This window comes from Prosthecobacter sp. (assembly GCF_044378005.1).
Taxonomy (GTDB): Bacteria; Verrucomicrobiota; Verrucomicrobiia; order Verrucomicrobiales; family Verrucomicrobiaceae; genus Prosthecobacter.
On sequence record NZ_JBILYB010000207.1, the window covers coordinates 1 to 7,874 of the forward strand.

General features: G+C 61.7%; 8 protein-coding genes. 4 read left to right on the plus strand and 4 right to left on the minus strand.

All coding sequences use genetic code 11. The annotated features are described in order from the left end of the window. Window positions 1-297 precede the first annotated feature (297 nt). Complete coding sequence (locus AC6FTP_RS24235) at window positions 298-1,503, plus strand: saccharopine dehydrogenase family protein (RefSeq protein WP_497209485.1); 1,206 nt, start codon at window positions 298-300, stop codon at window positions 1,501-1,503. Between the two features lie 120 nt (window positions 1,504-1,623). On the opposite strand, the gene AC6FTP_RS24240 is transcribed toward AC6FTP_RS24235, so the two are convergent. The 3 genes from AC6FTP_RS24240 to gluQRS form a co-directional block, all read right to left on the minus strand. Then, on the minus strand, window positions 1,624-1,896 hold the full coding sequence (locus AC6FTP_RS24240; RefSeq protein WP_497209486.1) for a hypothetical protein: 273 nt from the start codon (window positions 1,894-1,896) through the stop codon (window positions 1,624-1,626). Between the two features lie 3 nt (window positions 1,897-1,899). Beyond that, window positions 1,900-2,112 (minus strand): hypothetical protein, encoded by a 213-nt coding sequence (locus AC6FTP_RS24245; RefSeq protein ID WP_497209487.1) that lies wholly within the window; start codon window positions 2,110-2,112, stop codon window positions 1,900-1,902. 71 nt (window positions 2,113-2,183) lie between these two features. Further along, window positions 2,184-3,017, minus strand: coding sequence for a tRNA glutamyl-Q(34) synthetase GluQRS (gluQRS, locus tag AC6FTP_RS24250; RefSeq protein ID WP_497209488.1), 834 nt, complete (start codon window positions 3,015-3,017; stop codon window positions 2,184-2,186). A gap of 119 nt (window positions 3,018-3,136) precedes the next feature. Here gluQRS and AC6FTP_RS24255 point away from each other — a divergent pair, with 119 nt between their 5' ends. Next, on the plus strand, window positions 3,137-4,873 hold the full coding sequence (locus AC6FTP_RS24255) for a flippase activity-associated protein Agl23 (protein ID WP_497209489.1): 1,737 nt from the start codon (window positions 3,137-3,139) through the stop codon (window positions 4,871-4,873). Window positions 4,874-4,879: 6 nt separating this feature from the next. Next, window positions 4,880-5,740: an FAD:protein FMN transferase gene (locus tag AC6FTP_RS24260; protein ID WP_497209490.1), complete on the plus strand. Its 861-nt coding sequence runs from the start codon at window positions 4,880-4,882 to the stop codon at window positions 5,738-5,740. A gap of 25 nt (window positions 5,741-5,765) precedes the next feature. On the opposite strand, the gene rsgA is transcribed toward AC6FTP_RS24260, so the two are convergent. Next, window positions 5,766-6,884 carry a ribosome small subunit-dependent GTPase A gene (gene rsgA, locus AC6FTP_RS24265; RefSeq protein WP_497209491.1) on the minus strand — a complete coding sequence of 373 codons (1,119 nt, stop codon included), beginning with the start codon at window positions 6,882-6,884 and terminating at the stop codon, window positions 5,766-5,768. Between the two features lie 731 nt (window positions 6,885-7,615). On the opposite strand from rsgA, the gene AC6FTP_RS24270 reads away from it, so the two are divergent. Next, window positions 7,616-7,874: hypothetical protein (locus AC6FTP_RS24270; RefSeq protein WP_497209492.1), on the plus strand; the 259-nt coding region annotated here is incomplete at its 3' end.

Here is a 7,874-nt window from a genome sequence, read left to right on the forward strand (position 1 = left end):
TTTTTCAGACCTGTTCATCTTGATCCTCTTGTGAATCCTGTAGCAAAAAGCCTCTTTTCATGATGATGCGCGAAGCCCTGGGAGACAGGCGAGATGGAATCTCGCCACACCAGCTGACGACTTGCCAAGTCGGGCGACGGGGACTTGAAAAGTCGTTTTCCGGCGCACCGGCCGTGAAACAACTCGGTGACAAGTCCATTTGAGCGTTGCATTCGCCCCCTGCCGCCTAGAGTCGCGCTCCCCCGTTCAGGGGGTTGCTTGCGTCATTCGTTCATTCGTCCCTCCCCTTTCCCCATCATGTCACACAGAGTCCTCATCATCGGAGCCGGCGGCGTCGGCCGCGTCGTCACTCATAAATGCGCCCAGCTTCCCGAGGTCTTCGGTGAGATCATGCTGGCCAGCCGCACGAAGTCGAAGTGCGATGGCATCGCGGCGGAGCTGAAGCGCCCGATCCAGACGGCGTCCGTGGATGCGGACAATGTGCCGGAGCTGGTGGCCCTGCTGCAAAGCTACCAGCCGGAGGTGGTGATCAATGTGGCGCTGCCTTATCAGGATCTGACGATCATGGACGCCTGCCTGGAGGCCGGGGTGCATTACATCGACACGGCGAACTACGAGCCCCGCGATGTGGCGAAGTTTGAGTACCACTGGCAGTGGGCGTATCAGGAGAAGTTCAAGGCGGCTGGTCTGACGGCGCTGCTGGGCTGCGGCTTTGATCCAGGCGTGACGAATGTGTACACGGCCTATGCGTTGAAGCATCACTTCAGCACGATCGACACCCTCGACATCATCGACTGCAACGCGGGCGACCACGGCAAGGCCTTCGCCACGAACTTCAATCCCGAGATCAATCTCCGCGAAGTGACGGCGAATGGTCGCTACTGGGAGAACGGGGCCTGGGTGGAGACGAAGCCGCTCGCCATCAAGCGCAGCTTCCCCTTCCCGGATGGCATCGGCCCGAAGAACATCTATTGCCTCTACCACGAGGAGCTGGAGTCTTTGACGAAGCACATCCCCATGCGCCGCGCGCGCTTCTGGATGACCTTTGGCGACAACTACATCAAGCACATGGAAGTGCTGGTGAACGTGGGCATGACACGGATCGACCCGGTGATGCATCAGGGCAATGCCATCATCCCGATTGAGTTTTTGAAGACCCTGCTGCCCGAGCCCGGCACGCTGGGTGCGGACACCAAAGGCAAGACCTGCATTGGCAACTGGATCGAAGGCACGGGCAAGGACGGCCAGCCGAAGCGCTACTACGTGTACAACATCAAGGACCACGAAGACTGCTACAAGGAAACCAACAGCCAGGGCGTGAGCTACACCACCGGCGTGCCCGCGATGATCGCGGCGAAGCAGCTCCTCACGAACACGGAGTATCGCCAGCCCGGCGTCTGGAATGTGGAGCAGCTCAATCCCGATCCCTTCATGGCTGACCTCAATGCGTATGGTCTGCCCTGGCTGGAGACCTGGCCGACTGAGCCGATGCCTGGGGAGTGACATCAAACGACTTTGCAAGTCGTGGGCTGGTGCGGTGAGTTTGAAACTCGCCGGAACCGCGAGATTGAATCTCGCGGCACCAGCGTACGAGTTTTAAACTCGTTCTACTTCGTGCCGCACCTACCGATTCCAAGGCTTCACCACGGTAATGCGAGTGACTCGAAATTCATCGACCGCAGCATCCAACCAGTAGCGAATCAAAACAGGACGCACGGCCTTCACGCTGATATGCCTGCCTGCCAGATCGGTTTCAGAGAAGTCCTCGGTGGTTCGTGGGCGCTCGTGGCGAAGCTGCTCAAGGACCGATAAAATCCGCCGCCTCGCCGCTGGCGGCAGCACCAGCAATGTGTCAACAGCCTCACCATCCAGCACGAGCTTGGGCGACGAGGTCATGACTTATTTTCCCTGCCGTTCCAGGGTTTCATGTCTCTCGACGAGTTCCTCAAACGAAACCTTCTGCCCTTCGTCCATCCGACGGTTTGCCGCAGCCATCGCGGCGGCGTGATTCGGATCACGCTCATCGACGAGGTGCTGAAGGAATGCAGCCACATAGAACTGCTCATCCTCCGTCATCTGGGCGATCTCCTGGGTGACTTGGGCGACTGACATGGGCTGATTATGAACTGAAAGCCTGGAGCTAGCAAACAGAGAGATAGGCGGACAGGGCTCATTTCGTCCCCTCACTCGACTTCGTGCCGCACCTGCTCGGAGGTCCAGCCTTGTTCGCGGAGGGCGCGGAGGGATCTGGCGTCGTCGCGCTTGGCGAGGCGGCGGCCTTGATCATCGAGAATGAGGCGGTGGTGTTCCCAGGCGGGCATGGGGAGATGCAGCAGCTCGATGAGCAGACGATGGAGATGCGTGGCGGGCAGCAGATCCTCGCCCCGCGTCACGAGTGTGATGCCCTGACGTGCGTCATCGAGCACCACGGCGAGGTGGTAGCTGGCTGGCGTGTCTTTGCGCGCGAGCACCACATCCCCAAAGATGCCCGGCGTGGCGATGAAGTGCCCGTGAGCGCGATCTTCCCAGTGCAGTTCTTTGCCGACGAGGCTCATCGCCCGCGCCACATCCAGCCGCAGCGCGTAGGCATCGCCTCGGGCGATGCGGTCCTGCCTTTCCCCGGCGCTGCGGGTCCGGCAGGTGCCGGGGTAAAGCGGGCCGTCGGGGCCATGCGGTGCGTTTCCGGCCTGGGCGATCTCGTGCTGGATCTCCTTCCGCGTGCAGAAGCAGGGATACAGCAGCCCCAGCCGATCCAGCTCCGCGAGCCCGGCGCGATACACCTCGACATGCTCCGACTGCCGGATCACGGGCAACTCCCAAGTCAGCCCGAGCCAGGCCAGATCTTCAAAGATCCCCGCCTCGTACTCGGGGCGGGCGCGGGTGGAGTCGATGTCCTCCAGCCGGACGAGGAAGCGCCCACCGTCCGCCTTTTCAGCGGCAAAGAGAGCCGCGTAGGCATGACCCAGGTGCAGCCAGCCGGTGGGACTGGGGGCAAAGCGGGTGGTGGCGGGGGGCATGGGGTCAGTGAAAAATGCCAGCGCCTCGAATCAAGGCTCTTCTCTGCCAAACTGCGGCCAGCCGCCCCCACTCCCCCGCTTGCGCTCCGGCGAGATGCCGCCATCATGCGCGCCCCCCTATGGCTCTACGTAAAGAGGTCAGCATCTCCATCTTCTCCTTTCTGTTCCTCGCCTTTCTGGCCGTGGGACTGGGTTTTTTCTACCGTTTGCCCGCCCTGGATCGCCGACCGATGCATGCCGATGAGGCCATCCTAGGCATGAAGCTGGCGGATTACTGGCAGGATGGGCACTTCGAATACGACCCGAAGGACTACCACGGCCCTGCGCTGCATCAGGTGACCGCCAGTTGGGGCAAATTCACCGCCTGGGGAGATCCCTCCACCTGGACGGATGGCGATCTCCGCCTCGTCGTGGCCCTGACCGGCTTTGGCGTGATGCTGAGTGCGCTGCTCTTCGCCGGTCCTCTCGGGCGGCTGGGCACTGTGCTCGCGATGCTGATGACCGCCGTCTCGCCGATGATGGTTTATTACAGCCGCTACTTCATCATGGAGATGCAGCTCACCCTGCTCGTCATGCTGACCCTGGGCTGCTTCTGGCGATTCTCCCAGAACGGCGGGCGGCTCTGGCTCATCCTCGGCGGCATGGCCCTCGGCTTCGCCCATGCGACCAAGGAGACTTTCATCATCAATGTCGGGGCCGCCCTGGCCGGGTGGATCGTCGCCCGCATCATGATCGGCGACTTCCAGCCTCGGAAGAGCAACAGCCTCAGCCTGAGCTCCTCCCGCTCGAAGAAAGGCGTCTCCGCCCCCTGGCTGTGGGTGCTGGCCCCCGCCCTGCTCGTCTCCGTGGCCTCCTACTCCGGCGGCTTCCGCGACTGGCAGGCCGTGCAGGACAGCTTCTTCACCTTCGGCCACTACTTTGAGCGCAGCGAAGGCAGCGGCCACGAGAAACCCTGGCACTACTACCTCACCCTCCTCGTTTATCATAAAGACGGCCTGGTCTGGAGTGAGGCGATGATCGTGGTGCTCGGTCTCATCGGCATGGTTTACGCTCTCGTCGGTGAGTTTAAAAACACCGCCCGACAGGCCCTGCTCGTCTTCCTCTCTGTGTATACACTCGCCCTGATCGGCGTGTATTCCCTGCTCAGCTACAAGACGCCCTGGTGCATCCTCAGCGCGCAGCACAGCCTCACCCTCCTGGCTGGCGCAGGCGCTGGCTGGCTCTGGACAATCTTCACCGGGCGCATCAGCCACCTGCTCTTCACGGTCGCCATCAGCAGCGGCCTTTGGTTCTCCTGCTGGCAGACCAAATTCGTCAACGATGAGTACCGCGCCGACCAGCGCAACCCCTACGCCTACTCCCACACCACGACCGATCTGCTCCGCCTCGTCAATGAAGTGAAGACCATCGCCGCTGACCGGGGCGAAAGCTTCAGCGCCCAGGTCATCAACCGCGACTCCGGCTGGCCCCTGCCCTGGTACTGGCGCACCCTCACCAAGGTCGGCTATCAGATGGCAGTCCCCGCCCAGCTCACCTCCCCCGTGATCATCGTCGAGGCCGAACAGCTCCCGCAGGTGAAGCTCGCCCTCGGCGACCGCGCCGCCAGCTACACCGAAAGCGGCCCTTACGGCCTGCGGCCCGGCGTTTACCTCACCCTGCTCGTTCAGAAGGAGAAAGCCCCCGAGCCCCAGCCAGTGGCTCCGGTCATCCCGCCAGCCGCACCGGCCCCCGAGTCCACAGCCCCCGTCGCCCCGCCTGCCGGCACTCTCAATGCCGCGCCCACCCTCACCCCCAGCGGCCCCGGTTTACCCGTCCTGCCAGGGATGCCCATGCCCCTCCCAGGCACCCAGCCCTGATCCCCCATGAGCGGCGAGCCCCCGATGTTTCGCTTCAGCCATGATGCCATGGCCACCAGCTTCGAGGTCATCATCGCCCAGGAAGACATCGACGCCGACTATGCCTCCCAGGCCGCCGAGGCCGTCTTTAAAGAGATCGACCGACTCGAAGACGAGCTGAGCCGCTTCCGCACTGGCAGCGACATCTGGCGGCTGAACCAGCTCACCTCCGGCCAGAGCCTGCCCGTCTCCCTCGCCACCTGGGACTGCCTCAGTCTGGCCAAGACCGTGTGGCAGGAGACCCGTGGTGCCTTTGACATCACCATCGGCCCCCTCATGCAGCTCTGGCGCAATGACGATGGCAGCCTCCGCATGCCCGATCCTGAGAAGCTGGAACTCGCCCGCCAGAGCATCGGCACCCAGCACTTCGAGCTCAATGAAGCCGAGCTGCTCGTCACCGTCCACGCCGACCACATGGTCTTCGATCTCGGAGCCGTGGGCAAAGGCTATGCGCTCGATCAGGCCGCCGAGATCCTCCAGTCCTGGAGCATCACCCGCGCCTTTCTCAATGCCGGAGACAGCACCCTGCTCGCCCTCAGCCCGCCCCCCGGTCGCGAAGCCTGGGACATCACGCTCGCCGATGGCACCCAGGCCCTCTCCCTGCGCGACCGCGCCCTCAGCGGCAGCGGCTTCCAAGTGCAGGGAGCGCACCTCATGGACCCGCGCACGCTCCAGCCCGTCCCCGTGCAGCCCCAGCGGAGCTACGCCCTCGCGCCCTCTGCGGCGCTTTCAGACGCCCTGTCCACGGCTTTCATGATCCTCACCCCCGAGGAAACCCACACTCTCTGCCAACGCTACGGCGGCCAGATCGAAGCCCTCGTCGTGTGAGACTTCGGGAGTACGGGCTGACACCTCAAGACCGAGGTTTCAGATCACGCTCGATGTCGAGGCGATCCTCGCGGTTGCGGGCCTTGATCTTGTGGTCGCGTTTGTGGATGCGCTCGACGGTCATCTGGCGCTTTTTCTGACGCTTCCTGAGCAGGGCGATCTCGTCTTCGAGACTGAGGAATCCTTCGAGGCGGGCGGGATCGAGCTTCTCCTCAGCGATGGCGGCGCGGAGGGCGCAACCGGCGTCTTTGCCATGCTTGCAGTCGTGGTAGCGGCACTGCGCCGCCAGCTCTTCGATGTCTGTGAATGACTCGCGCAGCGTGGCTTCGTCGGTCCACATCTGCACCTCTTTGATGCCGGGATTATCCACGAGGATGCCGCCGCGTGGCAGGACGATGAGCTCGCGTGCGGAAGTGGTGTGGCGGCCTTTGCCAGTGACTTCGTTCACGTCGCCCACCCATTGCCATTCGTCGCCGAGGATCTCATTGATCATGGCCGATTTGCCGACGCCGCTGGAGCCGATGAGCGCGACGGTGACGCCTTTTTTCAGGTAGCTGCGCAGGACTTTCATCCCCTGCCCTTCCAGCACGCTGGTGATGTGGACGGAAGCGTCGGGGTTCAATTCGCGGATCTCCGAGGCGGCCTGAGCACATTCGACCTTGGTGAAGAGATCTGACTTGTTCAGCACAACGACGGCCTGCGCGCCGCTGCGCTGGATGATGGCGAAGTAGCGCTCCATCCTCCGCAGGCTGAAGTCCGCCCCAGGCTCGGTGATGACCATGACGACATCGACATTCGCCACGAGCACCTGCTCCTCGCTGCTGGTGCCGGGCGCTTTGCGGGAGAAGCAGGTCTGGCGTGGCAGACGGGCACGGATGACGGCATTCTCACTCGTGACTTCGAGCGCCACCCAGTCACCCACGGCGGGCAGATCGGCATCGTTCGCAGCATCGTGATAGACCTTCCCCCCGAGAATGCAGTCCAGCTCATCGAAGTCCTTTTCATCGAAGACGAGGCAGCCGTAGCTGATCTTATTGTCCCGCAGCAGACGGGCAGGTTTCCAGCCGAGCTTCGCATACGGCGCGAAGGCATCGGCGAAATGGTCATTCCAGCCGAGGTCTTCGCGGGTGATCTTGCGGGCCATGTGTCTTTAAAGGGTGGAGTCAGTCAGCGGCGATGCGGCACGCTGCAAGCGGGGTTTTCATGATGCCACCTTTCCCAAGGATAAAAAAGGCCCGGCCACTGCTGAAATGTGCCTGAGAGAGGTTGGCAGTCTTGAGGCAACTCAGAGTGCGTTGGAGCAGGTCACCTCGCGGAACATCCGCACCATCAAGCCACCTTTGAAAGCGCCGACGGATGGTGTGCTTGTGTTCCCCCATCAAACCACCAGTGCCCTCGTTAAACCGTGGCCGAACAGGTTCTTACTTTTCGCCATTTGGCGCTGGAACCCTTGATTTTCCAAGTGGAGGCGAGGGCGGGAATTGAACCCGCGCTTCACCAAGGGGTTGTTTGGGGATGTTTCGGAACGTCTGAAACCATTCATTTACAAGGAAGAACGCGATTTTCGAATTTCGGTGGACATCCCGAAACAAGGTAGGATGTTCTTACTCTCGTTCTTACTTTTATTCTGTTATGGCCTCTGTCTGGAAACACCCCAACTCGCCCTACTGGACGGCGTGCTTCACGGACCTTGATGGGAGGCGAAAAAAGCGCTCCACGAAAGAGACGAACCGCAGGAAGGCCGAGAAGCTGGCTGAGCAGTTTGAGGAGGCAGCCCGAAAGCGTCGGACCTTTGGCCAAGTGCGTAGTGTTCTGCAGGATCTGCACCGAGAGATCACTGGAGAGGAGTTGAAGTCTGTGACAGTCCGGGAGCATGTGGACAACTGGCTGGCAGAAAAGAAGGACGAAACGAAGCCTGCGACCATGCACTTCTACGGGGCATCCACCACGAAGTTTCTGGATTTCCTCGGAGAGCGAGCAGACCAGGAGATCTCATTGGTCACCCGAGGTGATTTAATCGGCTACAGAAAGGCACTCGCTTCCACCCTGTCTTCCACGAGCACCAATCATCACATCAAGTGCGCCAGGATGATGTTCAAGATGGCAAGACGTGATGCATTGATTGCAGAAAACC

Excerpts from the sequence above, each read along its gene's own strand:
- AC6FTP_RS24235 (WP_497209485.1), top strand. The coding sequence starts at position 298 with ATGTCACACAGAGTCCTCATCATCGGAGCCGGCGGCGTCGGCCGCGTC.
- AC6FTP_RS24240 (WP_497209486.1), bottom strand. The coding sequence starts at position 1,896 with ATGACCTCGTCGCCCAAGCTCGTGCTGGATGGTGAGGCTGTTGACACA.
- AC6FTP_RS24245 (WP_497209487.1), bottom strand. The coding sequence starts at position 2,112 with ATGTCAGTCGCCCAAGTCACCCAGGAGATCGCCCAGATGACGGAGGAT.
- gluQRS (WP_497209488.1), bottom strand. The coding sequence starts at position 3,017 with ATGCCCCCCGCCACCACCCGCTTTGCCCCCAGTCCCACCGGCTGGCTG.
- AC6FTP_RS24255 (WP_497209489.1), top strand. The coding sequence starts at position 3,137 with ATGGCTCTACGTAAAGAGGTCAGCATCTCCATCTTCTCCTTTCTGTTC.
- AC6FTP_RS24260 (WP_497209490.1), top strand. The coding sequence starts at position 4,880 with ATGAGCGGCGAGCCCCCGATGTTTCGCTTCAGCCATGATGCCATGGCC.
- rsgA (WP_497209491.1), bottom strand. The coding sequence starts at position 6,884 with ATGGCCCGCAAGATCACCCGCGAAGACCTCGGCTGGAATGACCATTTC.